This window comes from Candidatus Zixiibacteriota bacterium, from assembly GCA_014728145.1.
GTDB lineage: Bacteria > Zixibacteria > MSB-5A5 > JAABVY01 > JAABVY01 > WJMC01.
The window spans coordinates 1-22,778 of the sequence record WJMC01000160.1; the positions used below are offsets into that span (position 1 = coordinate 1).

Sequence of the window (22,778 nt, forward strand, 5' to 3'; positions counted from 1 at the left end):
CCGCTTTCTGCTGCCGAATTGACCGGCGCAAGCAGCAGAAAAACCGCGCTCATAAGAAGCACAACCATAATCATGTGAAGCTTTTTGTGTCTCATCTCGACTCCTTTATTAAATTGCAATATCTCTTCCCTTTCAATATATCTACATATTGCAGATATTAATATACGTCCTTCGTTTCACTTGTAAACAGCAAACCTTCTGCCAGAAGGCTGAAATTAATCAACTCTCGGCAGAACTTCAACCCCCTTTTCTGAAATCCATAGCCAGATCATCGTTTCCCCATTTATAATAACGACTTAAACCTGACCGATAGGCGGCGATGAGCGGATACAAGGTTGAGCGAAAAAGCCAAAAGAGACATCCTGCTCAAATCCTGAACAGCGTCCAATGTGTATTCTCTCGCATGAAAGTTGCAATATAGTTTACACCCGTCTCGAATATGACTCTTTCTGCTATCCGCTGAAAATATAATTCAGAACCTCTTTTTTACAAGCTTTTTTTCACCACAACACTGTTTTTCCCATGATCGATAACGAGTTAGATGACGATATGGATAAAATACTGGATTACCATTTTAAAAACCGGTATCTTGTTGAGCTATGAAATCATCAACAGGAAAAGCATCTGTTTTTACTGGCAGTCTTGTAATTCTGGCGATTTCTGGTTTGCATATATATTTCATTTTCGCCGGCCCGGAAATATATCGTTTCTTTGGAGCCGGAGAGAAGCTGGCAAGTATGCTCGAGTCCGGCTCCGTGATTCCCACCATATCAACTTTTGTGCTGGCAATTGTGTTTGCCCTGTTCGCTGTATACGGCCTGGCGCTGGCAGGATTTATCAAAGAACTGCCGTTTCAGAAACAGGTCGTTTTAGCCGTATCAATAATTTTTATCCTGAGGAGCCTGCTGATGCTCAAACTGCTGGCTGATCCCGAAAACGTCCCGCTCCAGATGATTTTGTTCTCCCTGGTCGCGCTCCTGGTCGGGCTTTTATATCTCCACGGATGGCTGGAGCTCAGAAACTCAACAAAGAGCGCAATACAAACAGCAGGTTGCCGCTGAGGTCGCTATGGATTGGTATATATATCCGATATTGGTCGCCGCCGGTTTTGCCTGCGGGTTTATAAATATCCTGGCCGGAAGCGGATCTTTAATCACCCTGCCGGTGCTGATTTTTATCGGACTGCCGGTCAATGTCGCCAACGGCACCAACCGTGTGGCGATACTTTTCCAGAACATAGTCGCTGTCTCCCGCTTTCAGAAAAGCGGTCTGCTTGACATGAAAACCGGTCTTATGCTGGCACTTCCGGCAGTCGCGGGCGGTGTAGTTGGAGCACAGATCGCGGTCAATCTCGATGAACAGACCATGAGGCTGACGATCGGCGGACTGATGATCGTGATGCTGGCTACGTTGCTGATTCGCCCCAAACGCTGGCTCGAGGGTAAGGGCGGTGAGATCGCCGGGAGACTGACGATCTCGCGCGCATTTGTCTTCTTTTTGATTGGAGTTTACGGCGGATTCATACAGGCCGGAGTGGGGATTTTCCTGTTGGCCGGACTGGTGCTTTCGGCCGGCTACAACCTCAAACTGGCCAATCCGGTTAAAATCCTGATCATTCTCTGTTTCACCATCTTCGCCCTGATCGTATTCATTATAAATGATCAGGTCCGTTGGGAAGCCGGATTGATCCTGGCGGTCGGCAATATGTCGGGAGCTTTTGTCGCTACCCGCCTGGCGGTCAAACGCGGGGCCGGATTTATCCGCTGGGTTTTGATTTTAGTCCTGCTGGCAACCGCCTCCAAAATGTTCGGCCTTTTCGACGTTATAGCTCAACAGCTAAACCTCTGATCTCGGTATTTTCAATACCTTCTCCAGTTTCTCGGCTTTCATCCGATTTATATGAGTAAAGATGTTACCGAAGGGGGTCTTATGTCAGCAAACTTATTTACCGTTAGTTACATGATCGATCATAATAACTGTATAATCGATGTCGATCAAAACTGGGACAGTTTCGCGGAAAAAAACTGCGGGATGAACCTCTTGAAACAGGAAGTAATCGGCAAACCGCTTCTGCACTATATTTCGGACAGCAGTACACGCCATATCTACGAGATGCTGATCTTGAAAGCACGTAAGCATGATCGCCAGATAGAATTCGACTTCCGATGCGACTCACCCGGCCTGAGGCGTTATATGCGCATGCAGATGGTTCCTGAAAAGGACGAAATGATCCGTTTCGACAGTTCCATAGTTCGCACGCAAGAGAGAACTCCGCTTAAAGTCCTGGAAATGAGCCTGCCCCGCACAGACCAGATGATCGTGATGTGCGGATGGTGCAAAGATATCCGCGATAACGGCCACTGGTTCAGCCTCGAAGAAGCGGTCGAGAGATTTGACCTTCTTAAACAAGACGAACTGCCCCAGATTTCCCATTCGATCTGCGAGAAATGCCTCGAGAAAATGGAGCAGGAAGCGGCCTGATAAACGACTTGCCAGCAGATAAAAAAAGAACCCGGCATCTGCCGGGTTCAAATTTCCATTCCAGAATTATATTACGCGCTTAGGCGTTGTTTTTTCTGCGACGGATCAGGCCCATACCGGCCAGGCCAGCACCCAGAAGCAACATGGTAGTCGGTTCAGGGACGACAGCCGGAAGGTTCGGGCTCTGGGCCAGCAAGAAAGGCTCGTTGTTGCTGACATTGTTATCGCTGAGACCATAGGTCATCAGGTCGGTACCACCAGCACCGGAAACGATGCCACCGCCGGAGAACTCGAGAAAGTCACGAGCATCAGCCAGCTCATCCACGAACAAGTCAGTGAACGTGGAGGAGGTACGCGGAAGACCAGCGCCCTGAGCAAAGCTCAAGCCGTCGGTATCGTTAGAGGTCGAGAAACCAGCCGGAATCCAGCCAGCATACGGCTGCGGATCATAAAGATCATCTTCACCCATCGGATCGGCAACGTACGGATCCAGAAGTTCGTTGGTGAACAGACCCCAGTCATAGCCGGTGTTGTTGGTCAGATGCTTGACCACGGTATAGCTCTTGAACTCCTCGAGACCACGGAATTCAACAAAACCGCGACCGGCACCGGTCCAGGTCTCATGCAGATGAATGGTGTCTCCAGCCATGCTCCAGCTGAAGGTGGTGATCGGCGAACTGCCCGGCTGGAACAGATTGACTGTAACAGCGGAACTGGCAGTCGAAGCGCCGAAGATCACCAGGGCGAGTGCAAAGAAAACAGCAGACAGTTTTCTCATTTGATCTCTCCTGTTTAGTATTAGGGTTAAAAGTTATTTTCCATTTCACTCTGATTAAACGCAAGCCTTGTGCCAATTTTTAATAATACTTGTAAGTCATTCCACAGCAACACGCTAACACAAAACCAACTGCATTTGCAACATTTTCGTTCAGCCGGATTGTCAGACTGTCCTACATACCAAAATCCATATAAATCCTGCCTGCTTCATAAAACCTTAAATAGCAACTTGTTACAGAGACCACACGACAGCAAACGCACTGTCGGAATTCCCGACAATATTTATATCCTTTCAGGGTGACTACACATACCCCTTTCTGGCGAGCGGATGGAAGTTGCTCTGAATAAAAGGATTATCTTCAGCTCATGCCCGATTGTCATTCTCTTCGGCAGTAAAATGCAGGACTGTATCGCCCGCTCGCGGGAATGGTGGGTCGTCGACCGTAAAGACTTCCAGTCTGCCGGAAGCTTTTATCAAAAACAGTGGTAAGATACGGTTCTCATATTTTATGAGGAGCTCTTCAAAATTGAACTTTTCAGTCAGCTCGCTCTGTTTCAGTTTTCCGTTTTTGACATGAATATCACGCAGGTACTTGAAAGTGGCATCGCGGCCGAACAGGAATCTTCCCCGCAGATGCATCGGCATCCGGATCCGGTCGCTGTCACGGCTGAGGTTATACGGAGGAAGCTGGTAGACTTCTCCCCGCCCGAAGACATCCTCAAAATGCAAGGTCGCCAGGGCGTTGACCTCAGCATTGGGAGTGACCGCCAGAAGTTTGCCAATCCCGTCCAGGTCGACCGAATTCATCAGTTCCTCGGACAGGATGCTGGCGTAATAGGCGGTCAGGCCCCGATTTCTGGCCTCGATCACCTGGGCCCAGTTGGAGTCGACCAGGGCAATCCGGTAACCATGGTCCTTGAGCATGACGGCAATTTCGCGGATACCGGGACTCGCCCCGGCAAACAGGATTCCCTGCGGGTTAGGCTTGGCCAGTCCCAGAAGACGGGCAACAAACGGTGCGCTCAGGCCATAGACCGCGACAGTACCTATGATGACCATAAAGGTCAGTGACACCAGGCGGTCGCTGTTTTCAAATCCCCTCTCGGCCAGCCTGAGAGCAAAAACCGAGATGACCGCCGCCGCCACAATCCCCCGCGGTGCCATCCAGCCGATGAATAATTTCTCACGCAGATTGAGCCGGGAACCGAGAGTGGAGACCGCTACCGCCAGTGGTCTGACGACCAGGATCAGGACCGCCACAAAGATCCAGTTGTTTGGCTCTGCCAGAGACAGGTCATCAAGGTTCAGGCGCGCGGCAAGAATGATAAACAAACTCGAGATCAAAATCACACGCAGGTCTTCTTTGAATTCAGTGATTTCCTTGATCGATGTAAATTTCTGGTTGGCCAGCGCCACCCCCATGATCGTCACCGCCAAAAGACCTCCCTCGGAAACAATCGCGTTGGTGGCGACATAGCTGATAACTACAACCATCAGGGCAATCGAATTCTGCAGAAAGTCCGGGATCAGGTATCGCCTCAACAGGATCACGATAATACCCGCTCCGGCCAGACCGATCAAGGTTCCGAATACCACGACTTTGACGACATTCAAAACCACGATCGTGGTACCGCTGCTCATCCCGGAAGAGATCAGAACCTCAAATACGAGGACCGCCAGGAACGCCCCGATGGGGTCGTTGACGATACCTTCCCATTTAATAATCGCCCCGATATCGCGTTTGGGACGCACCTGCCGCAAGAGCGGAATAATCACGGTCGGCCCGCTGACGACCAGAATCGCGCCCAACAGGAAAGCCTGGTCGAAACTCACCCCGCATAAGTAGTGCGCCGCAAAAGCAGAGGTTATCCAGGTGATGACTATCCCGATCGTGTTCAGGTTGCGCACGATCGTGCCGACTTTCTTCAGCTCATCTATTTTCAGGCTGAGCCCGCCCTCGAAGAGAATGATCGCCACACTGACCGAAACCAGTGGAAACAGCAAATCTCCGAAGACTTCGTCGGGATGAAGCACGCCGGTCAGGGGGCCGGCCACAAAACCGGCGATCAGGAGCAATAGAATTGCCGGCAGGTGCAGGCGCCAGGCCAGCCATTGAGCCATGATGCCGAATACTATTATAGCCCCCAGCCCGATTAAGTCATGTTCTGCCATATTATTAATAAATCTATGTTGTTAGAATAACACAAGTCTATATTTTGCTATACCCAATCATAACCGGTAATCAAAAATTTAGTTCTCTCGCTATTGCATTTACCACCGGATAAGTGTAATTTGGATCAGGCAGAAACTACAGGAGGTATCCGTGAAGACAAGTTTATTTTTTGCAGTCATATTGTTTATTCTGATATTGTCAATTCCCGCGGGCGTAAACGCCTGCACTAACCTGCTGGTTACAAAGGGAGCGTCTGAGGATGGTTCGGTGATGATCACCTACACCTGCGACGGGGAGTTCCATCCGCATCTCGAGTATATACCGGCCCGGGATCACGACCCGCAGGATTCGGTCGAAATTACCGACTGGTACGGTAACCTGCGGGGCAAAGTCCATGGCGTTGAACATACCTATAAAGTAGTTGGGCTGATGAATGAGCATCAGCTGGCGATCAGCGAGACCACATTCAGCGGCCGGCTGGAACTGCGTGACAGCCTCGGTCTTCTGCATTACTGGGACCTGATGGTCCTGGCTTTGCAACGTGCCCGCACCGCCCGCGAGGCTATCATGGTCATGACAGATTTAGTGGATCAGTATGGTTACCGCTCGACCGGTGAATCGTTCTCGATCGCCGATACCGAAGAGGCCTGGATTATGGAGATGATCGGTATGGGTCCGGTCGGGAAGGGAGCGATCTGGGTCGCCCGAAAAATCCCCGATGGCTATATATCCTGCCATGCCAACAAGGCCAGAATCGGAGAAATCATCTGGGACGATTCAGAAAACTGCCTCTATTCTCCCAATGTTAAAACCTTCGCGATCGAAAAAGGATACTACGATCCCGATTCAGGGAATCCGTTTTTATTCAACGAAGCCTACTGCCCCTCGACTCCCGAGAACCGGCGTTACGCTTCGGCCCGGGTCTGGAGCATTTTCCGCCGTGCGGCCCCCTCTCAGAATTTCTCCCCGGACTACCATCGCGCGGTCGAAGGCACCGAACCCTACCCGCTCTGGATCAAACCGGACGAGAAGATTTCGCTGGCCGGTGTATTCGAGCTGATGCGCGATCACTACGAGGGCACGGCCTATGATATGACCAGAGGCATCGATGCCGGCCCTTACGGAACTCCCTACCGCTGGCGTCCGATGAACTGGACGGTCGACAGCGTCAAGTACGTCTGGGAACGTCCTATCTCCACTCAGCAGACCGGCTTCTCGTTTGTTTCACAGTCGCGCTCATGGATGCCCGACCCTATCGGCGGTGTCTACTGGTACGGGGTCGATGATACCTGGTTTACCTGCTATACACCGCTGTACTGCGGAATCGACGCAATACCGAAATCGTATACCGTCGGAAGCCTGCAGGAGTTCTCATGGGAATCGGCCTGGTGGGTATTCAACTTCGTCTCCAATTTCTGCAACCTGAAATACTCGTATATGATCGAAGATATCCAGAAAGTTCAATCCGAAATCGAAAACAATTACATTGCCATGCAACCCTATATCGAGGAGACCGCGCAGAAAATCTACAAACACAATCCCGCGCTCCTGACGCGCTATTTGACCGATTACAGTATCGTGCATGCCGAGGATGTGGTCGAAAAATGGCGCGCTCTCGGACATCACCTGGTTACTAAATACAACGACGGCTATGTTAAAGATGAAAACGGCCGGCCACAAGGCAAAGGCTACCCGGAAAGCTGGCTCAAAAAGGTTGTAGACGCACGACCGGAGCAGTTCAAACTGCCACAGGGCGACAGCACCACAGCCAAATCAAAACTGGTCGATTGATAATAACGTGATGATTTGAGAGAAAGAAAAAATCAATAGAATTAATGTGGGATGCTGTCTTCGGACTGTTCCAGGCTGTCCTCGCCCGTCACCTGCTTGTAGCAGTCTTCGCATATCGTATGGGTCAACTGGGGTTGATTATCACTTAAAAAGAGATCTGATCCACTCAACGCGGTTTCGATCTCGAGCCAACTGCCGTTAAGGCTGACCTTTTTGCACCAGCTGCACATTCGCAGAAGCTGGTCGTTGCGCGTGATTTTGCGTTTCAGGATTTCGACCGGGGGTCTTTTTTCAACCCGTTCAATACGGCTGACAAATTTTACACTTTTACCCGGCAGGGGTTGAATGACCATATCCATGAAACGCTTCAACTCAGGAGAGTCACAGCGGTACTTGAAATGAATCTGCCGGCCGTTCAGACGCAAACTATTAACGAGATTCAAATACAGGCTCTGGACATCCCTGTCGCTGACAAATTCCCACAGCGATTTGCCAATTACATTTGATGCAATAAGGTGCTCGGCGTCATTGTCCAGGGCGAAATCATCCCACCCCGAACTGACGCTGGTAATCCAATCATGCTGGTCTATAATATATTCAATCAGATTTGAATCAGAGATCATTTCCCCAAAATCCCCTGCTTATCAGAAAATCAGGGTGAAAATATAATGCCCAGACCGCCATAACGCAACAGCATATCAACTGAAAAGCAGTTTTTATTCTTTTTCGAGATTGTTAAGGCAAAAATCGCAAATAGTGTGTGAGAGAAGCGGGAGTATGTTTTGCTTGAATATCTGGCTGACTTTCACCGCTCGATCAAGTTCGAGCCAGTAGCCGGCATGCTTGACTTTCTTGCACCAGCTGCATATTTCGACCACTTCAGAGGAACGCTTCGCATCGGATTCGAGCGCCATGATCGGATCGCGCTTTTCTACTTTCTCGATTTTGCTTCTGAACACAACCGCTTCATGGTCCGCCGGACTCATGGTCATTTTCATGAATCGTATCAAGCCGGGTGAATCACATCGAAAAGGAAACTGGACCTGCTTACGTTTGTCACGAATGCCCTCAATCAGATTATGATAGATATGGCGCACATCCTTGTTCTTCAAGAAGTTCCAGATAGACTCTCCGACAACCTTCTCAGCAGTCAACTCGGGCGCATCGTTTTCAACCGCGAAACTGTCCCAGTTCTCGCTGACCTCACAGATATTGTCCCGGTTGTCGATTATGTATGTGTATTCATTTAACTCAGATTTCACTTCAGTTCCTTCAATTATAGAATTGTAGGGATATAAATACGAAATTGCAAGCATAAAAAAACGCTCCCGGCTATATATCCCGGAAGCGTTAAACAAAATTCACTTGAGCTAAAGGCTTTTTGCCAGCCTGAAATCTACCGAACCCATGCCGACGTCGATTTTGAAATCCAGCCGCCCAGAAGCTTTCTGGTAGTTGGCCGATTGATAGACACCTTTTGAAACCTCCTGGAAACTGCCGGGCAGATCCACGCTCGAGGTTAATCCGGCATCATGGTCGATCTGTACTCCCGCATTGGGATTGAGCACTATTTCAGTCGAACTCATCCCCATCTCGAGAGTGACAAGAGCGTCGAAGTCCGCCTGCCCGGAAAAATCCATCTCGACCGAGCTCATTCCGCAGTCGACGTTCAACTCCTCGAAATTGGCATTGCCGAGACCATAGATATTCATCGAGCTCTGCCCCAAATCGAGGACCATCTGTTTCATCCTGACCGGATTGGGTTGATTAAACATCATCGTTCCGGAGGCCATACCGATATCCATTGACAGATTTTCAACGCTGAGCCCGGTAAAATTGAAGTTCGTTTCCGCCATACCGGCATCGACAGTAAGCTCAAGGGGCACCATATCACCCAGCAGTATCTGCCAGCTGTTTTCGGTATCCTCGTCACCGCCGAAATCGAACAACTTTCGTTTTTTGTCGACTTTCACGACCAGATGGCCGACATCGCCATTCTTTTCATAGTTGACATCAACTTTGAACTTATCGGCATCATAATCACCATGGATCCGGGCAATATAGTCGCCCTGCCCGCGCGCCATAGAAATCTGCCCCAGCCCGAAATCGAGCTCGACTTTGACCAGCTTCTCGTCATCATAAGCTATATCCCTGGTATAGACCAGGTTCTCGGCCGCATAGAGTGCGGGCACAAACATCATACAGATTAAAAATGCAAATAAAGCTTTTCTCATAAAATCCTCCTGCAGGCGTTTTTTTCTAAGAGTATATTCTGATTTACGAGAGCTTCAGCAATATGTTTCAGGAGCAAGATGGCAGATAATCAAGAGATTATTAATCGGGCCGGTACTCCGGGTCGAGTTCGACTCTTTCAGGAGCGGTACCAAAACGGGAGAAGAAAACCGCGCCCAGCCCGGTTATGAACATGATTGTCTGGATTCCCAGAAGCACCAGAAACAATGCCCAGGAGACCGAGGGTATATTGATGAATCCGAAAAAGGTTGCCAGTATCAATGGAGAGGCAATAGTCAGAATCCCCGCGAAAGTTGTGCGCATATAGCCCCGGTAGCGCAAAGTCGTCCGTCGTCCCAGCTCGAAACCGGTGAACTGGGTAAAACCGATCGCGCCCAGAACAAAGGCCCCGACCAGGGCGAACGGGTAGACCAAAATCGCAAAAGGTATCCCGACAAAAGTTACGAAGATCATTATCCAGAGCGGAAAGATCGCGATCGCGAGCAACAAGCCTACCAGAAAACAGCGTATAAAACCGGTTTCGATATGATAGCGAACCCGTGCCACGGGCCGGGGCAGAATCGCGGTAATTATGACCACTATAACCGACACAAACAGCAGTATCGCGACAGTCGCCACAAGCCCGGGCGGACCGAAGATCTCCGAGTTGCGGATATCCCAGTCGAGCCGATTGAACTCCCCCTTGAAGTCATAGAGCGACTGATCAACAGGGGTAACCAGATCGAAGGCGTTGATATCGCCCCAGACATGGCTGTTCTCCGAGAGCACAACCTGTCCCCACAAGCAGTTGATCTCCCCCTCCACACTGCCGGTCGGGGCGATGATGACATTGCCGAAGGTCACCGCGATATTCCCCTTCACATAACCGGCCACCTGCAAATCACCGGCAATGACGAGTATATCTCCCCGGATTGAATCGCTGGCGCGGACTACCTCCTCTGCGCCGATCTTGATGATCGAACCTTTTCCGGGAGACTGATGACCATCCAGGTCTCCGGCGGGTCTGGTGATCACCGAATCCGAACCATCGGAATAACTTATGCGAATCTGTTCCCCGTTTATCAGGATTTCATCGACGGTCCGAAGCGAATCCGTGAGGCTGTCGGGTTCCTCATAGGCATGGAGCAAACCTGTCGTCCACAGTAAAATCAGCAGACTGCTGAAGATTGCTATCTGAGCGCTCGTTTTTAAATTAAACAGATTTTTCATACTCCGACTGATCATAATAATAGATAATTTTAGGCGCAACTACGGCAAACATTAAGGCTTCAATACTTAAGCTTTTTCTTGAGAAGCTCGCGGGCGCGGAAGATACGCGCCTTGACCGTGCCGATCGGAACCCCCAAAATACCAGCAATTTCCTCATAGGATTTGTCGTCGTGGTGACGGTAGACGATCACTTCCCGATACTTTTCGGGAAGCTCCCCGATCGCGTCTTCGATACTCATCAGGCGCTGTTTACGCAACAGCTTTTCTTCAGGATTGGCTGAATGGTCTTCGAGTTCTATTTCCATGGAACCATTTTTGGTCTGAAGCGGCTTATCCATAGAAAAAGCTTTGATCTTCTTCTTGCGCAGGTAATCGATCGAGCAGTTGGCCGCTATCTTGCAGAGCCAGGTGGAAAATCGGAATTCCGAGCGGTAACTCTCGAGGGTATTGAAAGCCCGCATGAAAGTCTCCTGCACCAGATCCTGGGCATCATCGGCATTGCGGATGATCCTCACCACGATATGAAAAACGGTTTTCTGGTAACGCTCAAGAAGTCCCTGGTAAGCCTGCTGTTCACCCGCCAGCGCACTCCTGATCAATTTCTCATCGGTGCTTTTCGACTGCCTTTCATTCACCATAATTGAAGCGACCTTCTGCACATCCGTAAAAGTTCGTCATATAATAATGATTACCTGATAGTTATACAATTAAAATATTGCCCGGTCAAAGAATAAGCAGTCCTGCACAAATCCATTTCAGGACCGCATAACTGACGCTATCGCAATATCGTTTATAGGTTTACCTGCAAATATCGCGATTCCCCACCCAAAAACTCCGAATTTTCCCACAATCCACCAGAGTATGGGAATTTCCCTACAAAAATTCGCGGATTAACTTCTGAAATGCCCCCGTCAACCTGAAACCTCCAGCCATTCTATTGTCCCGCAATCACATAGCCTGCCCGATTCTGTTGAGCTTATGCACATGGCGACGGCATAGAGACTGCATCTGTAAGTGTGAAATATACTGTAACCGAAGCGGTCACGAATAGTCGTGATCCAAGAGATGGGAGGGTGCCATCATGGGTCGTAAGAAAAAGGACAACTACAAGATGCCGAAAAAAACTTACTGGCATCTGTATTCACTGCAAACGCTTAACACCGAAAAGTTTATCTCTGTGGTAAACAAAATACTCAAAGAGGAGTATAATCTTATAAAATAGTTAAATCCTTACTGTTCAAGCTTAAAGAAATAGTGGATTCTGCCGTTATATATTATGTGAATTCATATATTAAAAAATTGCTTGACAGTGAAATTGAGTAAGTTTATTATAGCGGGAAGTTTACCAGAAGGTTTTCCGCTGAAAGAACAATTTTTAACGGATTAAAGGATGAGTAAAGGAAAATACTCAATTATCATCGTTCCCTCAGACGGTGGCAGAACTTACAATCTCTCAGTCTCGAGTCTGTTGCTGAACGTTGTACTGGTAATTGGTATCGCTTACTTCGTCCTCAACGGTTTCTTCGCCTACGGTTTCTTCTCCAAGGAATACCAGCAGAAAACGATCGCCGACCTGATCAAGGAAAACGATTACCTGACTTCGCGCATCAAGCGCTTCTCGGGCGTGATGGAAGACCTGCGCAGTGAGTATTCGTATATTGTGGAGAAAGAAAAAGAGATCCGTACGATCTTCGACCTGCCTGAAGTCAATCCACAGGAACGCGCGCTGGGTATTGGCGGTCCGGTATTTGTACCGGAAGAACCTCCCAGCTATGCTCGCCAGATAACATATGACACCGAGAACCGTCTGGACGAACTGGTCAGGCTGTCATCCTTTGAGTCGGAACAGTTCGACACGATCTTCCGGACATTGATGGATCGGAAAGATGAACTCGATCATATCCCATCGATCATGCCGGCTCCGGGTTATGTAACCCGCAGTTTCGGGGTGCTTCCAGATCCGTTTACCGGGATCAAGCGGATGCATAACGGAATCGATGTCTGCAACCGCGACGGTACCCCGATCTATGCCAGCGCCGATGGCAAGGTTGAAGCGATCCGCACGCTGGGTCACCTCGGCAGAACCATCATTGTCGACCATGGCAACGGTATCAAAACCTACTATGGGCATATCTCGAAAGCGACCGCCAAAAGAGGCCAGGAGGTCAAGCGCGGTGAAAAGATAGCGGAGATGGGCAATTCCGGTCGCTCCACCGGGCCTCACCTGCATTACTCGGTCCGAATCAATGGCAAATTCGTCAACCCGATGGACTACATCTTCAATCGCACCTGGCTGGCTGAAAAATAGCATTTTCCTCTTTTTTTTAGTTGAATCCTTACAAAATCAGTATAATATTACCTCCGCACACAGGATAAACTGATATGCGAAGGTCGGTCTTTGCGAAGTGAGCCAAGCCAAACATTTTCTTGATCTTAAATCATATCTGGAACCGGCCTGTGAGAAGTTTGTTAAGAAATATGAACCTTTTTAGTGGGATTTAGCGGAAGGGTCAATAGATGAGTAGAGATAAATCAAAGGGACGCAACGATAAAGATGAGGTTCGGGGTAACCGCCGAGCCCCCCGCAGGAAGAAAAATCCGTTGCGGGAGAGCGATAAGTTCGAGAACGAGACGATCGGCATTATCGAGCGCGCCAAGGATGGCGAAGACCGCGCCATGGACGAGCTGATAGAGCGTTACAAGAGGCAGGTGGCGGCGATTGCTTTTCGCATGGTGGGTGATTACGATGAGGCTGAGGATATTTCCCAGATGGTTTTCGTCAAAACTGCCGGCAATCTTTCCAAATTCGATACCTCCAAACGATTTTCAACCTGGCTGTACCGGATTACAGTCAATGCCACGATAGACTTCATGCGCAAGTATCGCCGTCACAAGCATGAGCTCTTGGACAACTACAGCGATTCACTGGAAAACGAAGATGATAACCCGGAAGATATTCTCAACCGCAAAAAGCTTCGTAAAGTGATCATGAAGGCGACCGAATCGCTCAATGACAAGCAGAAAAAGGCGTTTGTGCTACGCGACCTCGAGGGTCATCATATCGACGAGGTCTCGGAGATCATGGATATGCCCGAGGCGACAGTACGCTGGTACCTGCACAGGGCCAGGATCAAGCTCAGGAAGGAACTCAGGAGAAAGTACCCCGACGATTTGGGCGGGGTTGGATCGATTGGCCAGAGCAATTAGCTGAGTATCTTTTGCTCGTTTAAGGTATCGTCCTTGAGCATCGCTTCTCTGAGAACCGGATGAGTGCGCTGATTCTCACCGGTAGGCTTATAGTTGCGGATATCTGTCACGACTTTGACCGCGGGAAGGGCATCCTCGAGCCCGTAACCCTTACCATCCAGGATATTCTGATAAACCACCGTATGCAGGTCGGTAAATCCGCCCGAGAACTCGATTTCCTCGCCGTTCATGGTCAATGAGCGGTAGCTGGGTATCCCCTGTTCCTTAGCGATCTGCGGCAGATCGGCACGGTCAATCGACAAAAACCATTTGACCCGGGCACGCTCGAGCTCAAGGTAACCACCGGTCTTAAACTGTGATGAATAGTGGACTTCGTTGACCTGAACTTCCCCGAAAAGCCACATCAGAAGGTCAAAAAAGTGGATACCGATATTGGTTGCCAGTCCTCCCGAAAGCTGAACCTGCCCCTTCCATGAGTAATGGTACCAGGGCCCGCGGGGAGTGATATAGATAAGCTCGATATCGGTTTTATCGGCCTGCTTCATGCCGTCCAGTTTTTCCTTGAGCGCTATGATTGACTTATGGTGCCGGAGCTGTAAAACTGTGAAAACTTTTTTTTCGCGCTCTTTTTCGAATTCCTGAAGAGCGTCGACATTTTTGGGGCTGAGTACTATCGGCTTCTCGCAGATCGCGTGTGCGCCGACCCTGAGGGCGAAACGGATATGGGCGTCGTGCAGGTAATTGGGCGAACAGATGCTGATGTAATCGACCTTATGCTCGGGACCTTTACGGCGCATTTTTTCGAGATGGCGATCGAATCGCTCAAACTCGGTGAAAAAAGCGACATCCGTAAAATCGCGATCCAGGATACCGACTGAATCATGCGGATCCATGGCCGCCACCAAAACATTTCCGGTATCTTTTATCGCTTTCAAATGACGCGGGGCGACATAACCCGCACAGCCCATAATCGCAAATCTCTTCGACATCCGTTCTACCTCCATTTGATAATCCGAATAGCGCATTGTAATAATATTCCCGTCCGCTGACAAGATCAATTTCGACTAAGGATAAAATCAGACTGCTTTCAGGCCTGAAAAACGGCTCAAAGCGCGAATTCATATACTTGATTTTTATGCTCCTGTTTTTGATTAATTTCAAAATCGGCATAAATATTCCATAAACTGCTTTAAACCATTCGTAATTTTTATGTTAGAGAGGAAGCCGGAAACATTTCCGCCTACATTTGAAAATTAAATATTCTATCTGATAATATAAAGAATTCGCTTTGTTTTCGCTGATTTTTAATTATAATATTATAGTGTACTGGCCTGAAGGACCTGCAATTGGAAAAAAATCGTGATGAATCATCATCGCCTGTATATTACTGCGACCGTATGAAGGCTGAATTTAATTCAATAATAATAGCTGTTTAAACATATCAACTTATCAAAATCGGAGGTTGTTTTGAGGAGACTGTTTGCAGGATTAACCCTGCTGATCTTTGTATTGGCAGGTTTCTCATCAATTTCAATGGCCGCGGAATCGGTGGTATTTTCCAATGCCAAATCCGGGGTCAACCTGGTTTCCGAGGACGACTATGGAGTAGTCCTCAAGATGGAAATCGGCCAGATCGAACTTCATTCGATCGCAACCAAGGCGGGCGACTTCACGCTTATGAACATCCCCGGCTTCACGCGATCATACAATATCGGTGAGCCCAATCTGCCGATGGCCAACAGGCTTTTGTCGATTCCGTTTGGAAGCGACCTGAAAGTCCAGATCATGAATACAGCGTACGAGGATATTTCGCTCTCCGACCTGGGTATCACGGACCCGATTATCCCGGCCCAGCCGCCTCTGTCCAAGTCGGATGATCCGGCTTCGGTGCCGTTTGAGTACAACGCTGATGCCTATTCTCAAGATGACTGGTATGCCCTTCCGATGGCTTCCAGCGAGGTTCTGGGCACCATGCGTGCGGTTCACCTGGGACGCGTTTCGCTTTCCCCGGTGCAGTACAACCCGGTCACCAACACGATCCGGGTCTACACTGAGCTGGAAGTCCGGGTTGAATATCTGCATCCGGATTTCGCCCTGACTCAGGAGATGAGGGAGAAATATCATTCACCGGTGTTTGATGTCGCCTACTCGAAGGTGATCAATTACAAGTCGCCGACTGCCGAACCCGGTCTCAAGGCCGACCTGGTCAGATATCCGATCAAATATGTGATCGTTTCAGATCCGGCTTTTGAAACCATGTTACAGCCGTTTATCGAGTGGAAGAAGAAAAAAGGTTTCATGGTGGTCGAAGCTTATACCGACGACATCGGTTCCAGCAACAGCGCAATCACGACTTATCTCGAAAACCTTTACAACAATGCCAATCCGCCGGAAGACCCGGCCCCGTCATTTGTTTTGATCGTGGGTGATGACGACCAGATCCCGGCCCATCCGGGAACGGCATCATCGCATATCTCCGATCTGTACTTCTGCGAGTATTCGACTCCGGGCGATGTCTATCCGGAAGTTTACTACGGTCGTTTTTCCGCGCAGGATTCGGCCCAGCTTCAGCCGCAGATCGACAAAACACTCGAATACGAACAGTACCTCTTCCCCGATCCCAACTTCCTGGGTGAAGTGACCATGATCGCCGGTGTCGACGCGGGTCATGCCCCGACGCACGGAAACGGACAGATCAATTACGGTACTGATAATTATTTCAATGCCGCTCATGGCATATATTCCAACACCTGGCTGTATCCGGCATCGGATGATCCGGGCGCGGCCTCTGCGATTATCCAGACGGTGCAGGATGGTGTCGGTTTTATCAACTACACAGCTCACTGCGGTCACTCCGGCCATTCCGATCCTTCTTTTACCACCAGCGATGTCGCCGGGCTGACCAACGATCACATGTGGCCTTTGGGTATCGGCAACTGCTGTCTGGCCAACACTTTCGGCGACGATTACAGCACACCCTGTATGGGTGAGGCCTGGTTGCAGAAAGACGGTGGAGGTGGTATCGGCTATATCGGCGGTTCTAACTCCACATACTGGGATGAGGATTACTGGTGGGGCGTTGGTAACGGCCCGGTCCTCTCCAATCCGACTTATGCGCAGACCGGTATTGGCGCATACGATGGGATCTTCCACGACCACGGAGAACCGGACTCTCTGCACTATGTCACCAACTCGGCGATCATGTTTGCCGGAAATATGGCCGTGACCGAAGCCGGTTCGAGCCGAATCACATATTACTGGGAAATCTATCACCTGATGGGCGACCCGTCAGTTATGACTTACATGGGTGTGCCATCAGAAAATAACGTTACACACGCGGCCACCGCTCTGATCACCGACAACACTTTCTATGTCGAAGCTGATCCGGGTTCCTATGTTGCCCTGACCAGGGACGGTGTCCTGTATGGCGCGGCTTACGTAGACCAGACCGGTTCGGTCACAATCGACATCGACCCCTTCACCATCCCGGGTGAAGCCGATATCGTGGTTACCTGCCAGAACCGTCAGCCCTACATCGAGACCATCATGGTCATCGCCCCCGACGGTCCCTACGTGATCTATGATCAGCACGACATCAACGATATGTCGGGCAACAGCGACGGCCTGGTTGACCTGGGCGAAAGCATCCTGATGGGTATGCAGGTCAAAAACGTCGGTCCCGATGATGCCTACAACGTCTCGGCGGTGCTCTCCAGCATCGATCCGTTCATCAGCATTACCGACGGCACCGAGAGCTTTGGCGATGTCCTGGGCGATAACGGCACCTCGTATGTCGCCGACGCGTTTGCCTTTACGGTTGCGCCGGATGTTCCAGACGGCCACAAGATCACATTCGATATGGTGGTCGACGGCGACGAGCGAATCACCTGGAACAGCACGTTTTCGGTAACTGCTCATGCCCCCGCGGTCGAATTCGTGTCGGTCGATATTAACGACAATATCGGCAACGGCAACGGTATCCTCGATCCGGGCGAAACCGCCGAATTGGTCGTGACGGTACAGAATGACGGCTCTGCTACAGCCGCCAACCTGATGGGTACTTTGAGCGAAATGGATCCGTACCTGACGATCACCGACGCCAGCGGTTACTTCGGCGACCTGGCGGGCTATTCGACCCAGGGCGACAACACCGGCGATGTCTTCATCGTCGAGGCTGATTCGACCTGCCCGACCGGCTATGCCGCCACGCTCTATCTCGACCTGAGTGCTGATGGTGGTTACACAAAGAATACTGATTTCAATATAACAGTCGGCGACAGGGTAATCCTGTTTGCCGATGATTTCTCGACCGATCAGGGCTGGACCGGCCTGGGTGGCGACGGTGAGTGGACCATCGGTTCACCTGCCGGTGGCGGTGGCGATCCCTCGCAGGATCATTCGCCGTCTGTCGACAACCAGGTTCTCGGTAATGACCTGACCTCGACCGGAACATACAATAACAGCCTTTCGACAACATTCTGGGTTGTTTCTCCGGTCATCGACTGCGAAGACTACACCGGTGTCCAGATGAGATATTTCCACTGGCTGGGTGTAGAATCTTCGTCTTACGATCACGCCTATTTCGATGTTTATGACGGCACTGACTGGGTCCGCCTGTATGAAAACGGAAGCACATTACAGGAAAGCTCCTGGAACGAGGAGTTCTATGATCTTTCGACTTATGCCGATGAAAACCCCGACTTCCAGATGCGCTGGGGCATCGGGCCGACTGACGGCTCAGTCCAGAAATCCGGCTGGAACATCGACGACATCGAAATCAAGGGCTATTACAACGGTTCCGAATACAAAGTCGATCTGAAACCTGAGATCCAGGCCAAGTACGGTCCTGCAGGTGACAGCGCGACATACATGATTATGGTCCGCAACCGTGGCGCTTACTTCGATCAGTTCGACCTGCAGGGTCTCGGCAACTGGGATGTGGTATTCTTTACCGAATCCGGTGATGAACCGATCACCACCACCCCGAGCGTCGGCTCCCTCGATTCGGTCATGATCAAGGCCAAGGTGATTATCCCGGCCGGTACTGAACTTCATGTTACCGAGCCCTCTACTATCCTGGCAACTTCACAGGGCAATGCCATGGCGCAGGACACCTGTTACCTGTACACATCCTCCGCCGGCGAACCTGCCAATATCCCGTGGGTTGACAACTATGTGGACTCCGACCTGGATATGCTGAACTATCTCTATAACGCCGGGGCTACTGTCTCCGACGAATGCGCCAACCCGCCGTCACCGCCGTATGCTCTCAACCTGGATGGCGAAATCGACACTCTGATCACGGAGATGATCGATCTCTCCGGGCACACCGACGTGATCCTGTCCTACTACTGGCAGTGTGGCGGTAACGGCAATCTGCCCCAGGATGGTGAGAACCTGAAGGTCTCCTATCGCAACAGCCTGGGTGACTGGGTCTGTGTGCTCGAGCATGAAGCCGATACGGCCATGCAGACCTTCAAGTATTACAGCTTCCCGCTTTTGGCGGATGCTATGCATTCGAGCTTCCAGTTGATGTTCACTTCCAATGGTTCCGCCGATGGTCTGGATGACTGGTTTATCGACAACGTACGTCTGGACCAGCCTCCGTCAATCGACATCGATCCGTCGCTTCTGTCTCAGACTCTGCTGATCGGCGAGGAAGCTGACATGGAGATGGTGATCGACAACACTGGCAACGGCGACCTGATCTACAATATCGGTCTCAACTATCACATACAGTTCGGCGGTAAATTCGGCCAGATGCAGACTTCCGGTCTGGTTCGTCAGCCGAATTACGAGTACCCGGATGAGTTCTATCTCAATAGCGATGATAAGGACAATCCGCCCGCCATCGAAGGCCTCTATGGTGACTTCAAGGCCGGCGGTCCGGACAATTTCGGTTACTTCTGGATCGACTCAGATGAGGCCGGTGGCCCGGCTTTCGACTGGATCGATATCTCCACTACCGGCACGATGGTCATGGACACACCGGTTGACGACGGTTACTACGGCCCGTTCGAGATCGGGTTCGAATTCCCGTTCTACGGTGGCACCTACGACTCAATCTATATCGGCTCGAACGGTATCGTCGGCTTCGACGAAGCCAGCATGAGCTCCCGCTCCAGACAGCCGATTCCGAGCTCAATGCTCCCGAACAATATCATCGCCTGGATGTGGGATGACCTGAATCCAGCCGACGCGGACAACCCGGGCGCACAGATATTCATGGAAGGCGATGCCGAAAAGCTGGTAATCCAGTTTGTCAACTATCCCGAATATCGCGCCGATCCTGGTGACGTTATCAATGCCGAGGTGATCCTGTTTGCCAACGGTTCGATCAAGTTCCAGTATCTCGATATCGCCAGCGGATTTGACATCTCGAATTCCGCCATCGGTATCGAAAACAAGTTCGGCAACGACGGTCTGGAAGTCTGTTATGCGACACCGTATGTCCATAACGGTCTGGCTGTCCAGTTCGAGAAGCCCTACGAATGGCTCCAGCTCGATAAGCTGAGCGGTGTGGTCGCCCCGGGCGCCAGCGATACTGTCAACTGTCATTTCTCGACTGTCGAAGATCTCGGCGAGGACACCTACACCGCCGACGTGGTTGTGATCTCCAATGATCCGGTCGATGACACCATGATGGTAATAGCTCAGCTCGAAACCATGATGGAAGAACCGTATACTTGCGGTGATGCCAACAACGACGGCTCTGTCGATGTCTCCGACGCCGTTGTGGTAGTTAATTACGCTTTCGGTGGCGGTACGCCTCCGGATCCTCTGGCCGCCGGCGATGTCAACTGTGATGCATCAGTCGACGTCAGTGATGCCGTCTCTATCATCAACTACTCTTTCGCGGGTGGCAACGCGCCCTGCGATACTGACGGTGACGGCAACCCGGACTGCTAAGTATTAAAGCGTTCGAATATACTCTGCCCACCCGCTTCTGGCGGGTGGGTTTTTATTTGCACAATTATCTTGGAGAACAGATCGAGTAAGTTATATTATTACCAAGTGTACTAACTTACCCGGATGCTGATTAAATTATAAGGAGCGAACCATGATCCGAATCAAAATATATTTACTGCCGGTAATTATCTTGATTCTTGCTTCAAATCTTATCGGGCAGTACAGTACAACCGGGCCGGTTCCTCCCGCAGGGCTCGATTTAGGTCCCACTGAAAAAACCCGTGCCCAGGTGGTTATTCCGGATGTTCCCGCGTATATCTGGCATCACGGCTGTGGCCCGACAGCGGCCGGGATGGTGATCGGATACTGGGATGCTCATGGTTATGGCGACCTGGTGGCCGGTGACGCCTCGATGCAGACCTCTGATGTTGAAGCTATGATGGCTTCCGACAACGGTAACCAGAACTGTTCTGCCGATTATGCCGACCATTATCGTTCTTATTCCTGTCCGATGGATAATTTCGGCGATGTTATTCCTGACAAATCCGAGACCGGAGGAGCCCATGCGAGTAACAGCCTGGCCGATTTTATGAGAACTTCCTGGAGTATCGACGGTATGCCGTATGGCTGGAGCTATTCCGAGTTTGTGAGGGATGCTTTCAGCGGTTACGCTGTCTATGCAAATTCTGAATACTATCCCATAGCCGAGCATTACTATTATGGTTCATTCACCTGGGATCAATTCAAGGCAGAAATTGATTCCGGCAGACCGGTGGTGCTATTGGTCGATACCGACGGCGACGGTTCAACAGATCATTTCGTGACCGCGGTCGGCTATGACAACTCAAATCAGACTTACGGTTGCTTAAATACCTGGGATGCTGATGTTCACTGGCATCAATGGCGTCCGGTCGGCAACGAATGGGGCATCGATGACTTCACCACTCTCAATTTCGGCATGTGTGTCGACTCAGATGGCGATTTCTTCGGAGATCCCTGGATTTCAGACAATGCCTGTGATCCTGACAATTGTCCGGATATCTACAATCCCGATCAAGGTGATGTCGACGGCGATGGATCCGGGGACGTCTGTGATCCTGAAGCCGACGGTGATGGTTTACTCAACGAAGATGATAACTGCTGGCTTGTTTACAACCCGGACCAGGCTGATGGTGATGATGACGGGACCGGGGATCTTTGCGACAATTGTCCGAATATCTACAACTCTGAACAGTATGACGAAAACTCCGATGGTGTGGGCGATGCCTGTGACGGCGGGCTTCATATCCAGAGCTACGAAATCCCCCCGGCCTATCTCGATCTTGAGTATTATTACGAGTTCTGGGCGGTAGGTGGAACAAAACCATACAGCTGGAGAAAAATCTCGGGCCAGGTACCCTACGGCCTCACGCTCGAGCTGGACAGCAACGCGATCATCTCCGGCATCCCCAACTGGGCCTCTAATTTCAGCTTTCGGCTGGAGCTGAGTGATTCATCGGTCCCGTCCCTGAAAGACACTATGCTCTTCGTTATGGAGGTAACTGAACCCGATCCGGAATATCTATGCGGTGATGCTAACAGCGATGAACAGGTGAATGTGTCCGATGCCGTGTATATCATTAGTTACACCTTCGGCGGTGGCACTTCCCCTGATCCCATCGAATCAGCCGAAGTCAACTGCGATGGATCTGTCAACGTCTCCGACGCGGTTTACCTGATCAATTACGCTTTCAGCGGAGGCAATCCACCCTGCGATATCGATGCTGACGGCCAGCCCGACTGCTGATCTGAACAGATATGATTCGCACAAAACGCTTTGAATTACAGCCAGCTCTGCTTACATTATGGATACAATACTCGCAGATATGAAATCCGGGGAGGGATCATGAAAAAAATGGTCATTGTTTTAATTGCATTAGCTTTAATTTCGGTTCAGTCGCAGGCTGTCTCTGCCGAAGCGATAGTTGCCGACCACGA

At 50.4% G+C, this 22,778-nt stretch carries 17 protein-coding genes; 9 read left to right on the top strand and 8 right to left on the bottom strand.

The annotated features are described in order from the left end of the window. The first annotated feature begins 599 nt into the window (after positions 1-599). The 3 genes from GF404_09535 to GF404_09545 all read left to right on the top strand — a co-directional run bounded on the left by GF404_09535 (position 600) and on the right by GF404_09545 (position 2,481). Positions 600-1,061, top strand: coding sequence for a hypothetical protein (locus GF404_09535; protein ID MBD3382424.1), 462 nt, complete (start codon positions 600-602; stop codon positions 1,059-1,061). Positions 1,062-1,068: 7 nt separating this feature from the next. Beyond that, positions 1,069-1,848, top strand: a complete 780-nt coding sequence (locus GF404_09540) for a TSUP family transporter (protein MBD3382425.1) — start codon at positions 1,069-1,071, stop codon at positions 1,846-1,848. Between the two features lie 81 nt (positions 1,849-1,929). After that, positions 1,930-2,481, top strand: a complete 552-nt coding sequence (locus tag GF404_09545; GenBank protein MBD3382426.1) for a hypothetical protein — start codon at positions 1,930-1,932, stop codon at positions 2,479-2,481. A gap of 79 nt (positions 2,482-2,560) precedes the next feature. Here the strand turns inward: GF404_09545 and GF404_09550 are convergent, their stop codons facing one another. Together GF404_09550 and GF404_09555 are read right to left on the bottom strand one after the other, a co-directional pair. Continuing rightward, complete coding sequence (locus tag GF404_09550) at positions 2,561-3,259, bottom strand: PEP-CTERM sorting domain-containing protein (protein MBD3382427.1); 699 nt, start codon at positions 3,257-3,259, stop codon at positions 2,561-2,563. A 363-nt stretch (positions 3,260-3,622) separates the two neighbouring features. After that, positions 3,623-5,431, bottom strand: a complete 1,809-nt coding sequence (locus GF404_09555) for a hypothetical protein (protein ID MBD3382428.1) — start codon at positions 5,429-5,431, stop codon at positions 3,623-3,625. A 271-nt stretch (positions 5,432-5,702) separates the two neighbouring features. Here GF404_09555 and GF404_09560 point away from each other — a divergent pair, with 271 nt between their 5' ends. Further along, positions 5,703-7,223, top strand: coding sequence for a hypothetical protein (locus GF404_09560; GenBank protein ID MBD3382429.1), 1,521 nt, complete (start codon positions 5,703-5,705; stop codon positions 7,221-7,223). A gap of 41 nt (positions 7,224-7,264) precedes the next feature. Here the strand turns inward: GF404_09560 and GF404_09565 are convergent, their stop codons facing one another. The 5 genes from GF404_09565 to GF404_09585 all read right to left on the bottom strand — a co-directional run bounded on the left by GF404_09565 (position 7,265) and on the right by GF404_09585 (position 11,323). Next, the gene (locus GF404_09565) at positions 7,265-7,846 is read right to left on the bottom strand and encodes a hypothetical protein (protein ID MBD3382430.1); all 582 of its coding nucleotides are present in this window, start codon (positions 7,844-7,846) and stop codon (positions 7,265-7,267) included. A 93-nt stretch (positions 7,847-7,939) separates the two neighbouring features. Beyond that, positions 7,940-8,485, bottom strand: a complete 546-nt coding sequence (locus GF404_09570) for a hypothetical protein (GenBank protein ID MBD3382431.1) — start codon at positions 8,483-8,485, stop codon at positions 7,940-7,942. 108 nt (positions 8,486-8,593) lie between these two features. After that, a complete protein-coding gene (locus tag GF404_09575; GenBank protein ID MBD3382432.1) occupies positions 8,594-9,457 on the bottom strand; it encodes a hypothetical protein in 864 nt (287 codons plus the stop codon). 100 nt (positions 9,458-9,557) lie between these two features. Further along, a complete protein-coding gene (locus GF404_09580) occupies positions 9,558-10,685 on the bottom strand; it encodes a hypothetical protein (GenBank protein MBD3382433.1) in 1,128 nt (375 codons plus the stop codon). A 59-nt stretch (positions 10,686-10,744) separates the two neighbouring features. Continuing rightward, positions 10,745-11,323: a sigma-70 family RNA polymerase sigma factor gene (locus GF404_09585; GenBank protein MBD3382434.1), complete on the bottom strand. Its 579-nt coding sequence runs from the start codon at positions 11,321-11,323 to the stop codon at positions 10,745-10,747. A 443-nt stretch (positions 11,324-11,766) separates the two neighbouring features. Between GF404_09585 and GF404_09590 the strand changes: the two genes are divergently transcribed. From GF404_09590 to GF404_09600, 3 genes are all read left to right on the top strand, one after another. Further along, positions 11,767-11,907 carry a hypothetical protein gene (locus GF404_09590; GenBank protein MBD3382435.1) on the top strand — a complete coding sequence of 47 codons (141 nt, stop codon included), beginning with the start codon at positions 11,767-11,769 and terminating at the stop codon, positions 11,905-11,907. A gap of 168 nt (positions 11,908-12,075) precedes the next feature. Next, a complete protein-coding gene (locus tag GF404_09595; GenBank protein ID MBD3382436.1) occupies positions 12,076-12,993 on the top strand; it encodes a peptidoglycan DD-metalloendopeptidase family protein in 918 nt (305 codons plus the stop codon). Positions 12,994-13,202: 209 nt separating this feature from the next. Next, positions 13,203-13,892: a sigma-70 family RNA polymerase sigma factor gene (locus GF404_09600; protein MBD3382437.1), complete on the top strand. Its 690-nt coding sequence runs from the start codon at positions 13,203-13,205 to the stop codon at positions 13,890-13,892. Here the strand turns inward: GF404_09600 and GF404_09605 are convergent. Then, positions 13,889-14,881 carry an oxidoreductase gene (locus GF404_09605; GenBank protein MBD3382438.1) on the bottom strand — a complete coding sequence of 331 codons (993 nt, stop codon included), beginning with the start codon at positions 14,879-14,881 and terminating at the stop codon, positions 13,889-13,891. The genes GF404_09600 and GF404_09605 overlap by 4 nt on opposite strands. Before the next feature lie 478 nt (positions 14,882-15,359). Between GF404_09605 and GF404_09610 the strand changes: the two genes are divergently transcribed. Together GF404_09610 and GF404_09615 are read left to right on the top strand one after the other, a co-directional pair. Further along, on the top strand, positions 15,360-20,801 hold the full coding sequence (locus tag GF404_09610) for a hypothetical protein (protein MBD3382439.1): 5,442 nt from the start codon (positions 15,360-15,362) through the stop codon (positions 20,799-20,801). Between the two features lie 151 nt (positions 20,802-20,952). Next, positions 20,953-22,587, top strand: a complete 1,635-nt coding sequence (locus GF404_09615; protein MBD3382440.1) for a hypothetical protein — start codon at positions 20,953-20,955, stop codon at positions 22,585-22,587. Positions 22,588-22,778: the final 191 nt, after the last annotated feature.